At 48.9% G+C, this 685-nt stretch carries 1 protein-coding gene; it reads left to right on the top strand.

The genetic code is table 11. From position 1 onward, the window contains the following. Positions 1–684, top strand: a 684-nt coding sequence (locus OKC24_RS19855; RefSeq protein ID WP_265466310.1) for an EF-Tu C-terminal domain-related protein, incomplete at its 5' end; no start/stop codon positions are given. Position 685: the final 1 nt, after the last annotated feature.

The following is a 685-nucleotide window of genomic DNA, read 5'->3' as shown; positions in this document are numbered from 1 at the left end:
GTAATCCGCGGTTCAGCTCTTCTTGCGTTGAACGGTGATGCTGGCCAATACGGCGAAGAAGCTGTAGTTGCTCTAGTTGAAGCGCTTGACACTTACATCCCAGAACCAGAACGCGCAATCGACAAGCCATTCTTGATGCCTATCGAAGACGTATTCTCAATTTCAGGCCGCGGTACAGTAGTAACTGGCCGTGTTGAAGCTGGTATCGTGAAAGTAGGCGAAGAAGTTGAAATCGTTGGTATCAAAGATACAGTTAAAACAACTGTAACTGGCGTAGAAATGTTCCGCAAACTTCTAGACGAAGGCCGTGCGGGCGAGAACTGTGGTGTCCTTCTGCGTGGTACTAAGCGTGAAGACGTTCAGCGTGGTCAAGTATTGGCTAAGCCAGGCGCGATCAAGCCGCATACTAAATTTGACGCAGAAGTATACGTGCTTTCTAAAGAAGAAGGCGGCCGTCATACTCCATTCCTTAACGGTTACCGTCCACAGTTCTACTTCCGTACAACTGACGTAACTGGCGCGATTCAATTGAAAGAAGGCGTTGAAATGGTTATGCCTGGTGACAACGTAGAAATGTCAGTAGAGCTTATCCACCCGATCGCTATGGACGCTGGCTTACGCTTCGCGATCCGTGAAGGCGGCCGTACAGTTGGTGCTGGTGTAGTGGCTAAAGTTACTGCATAAT

Source organism: Acinetobacter entericus (assembly GCF_026168575.1).
Lineage (GTDB): Bacteria > Pseudomonadota > Gammaproteobacteria > Pseudomonadales > Moraxellaceae > Acinetobacter > Acinetobacter bouvetii.
The sequence above is the reverse complement of the archived record's forward strand: the minus strand, read 5'-3'. Positions and strand labels throughout refer to the sequence as shown.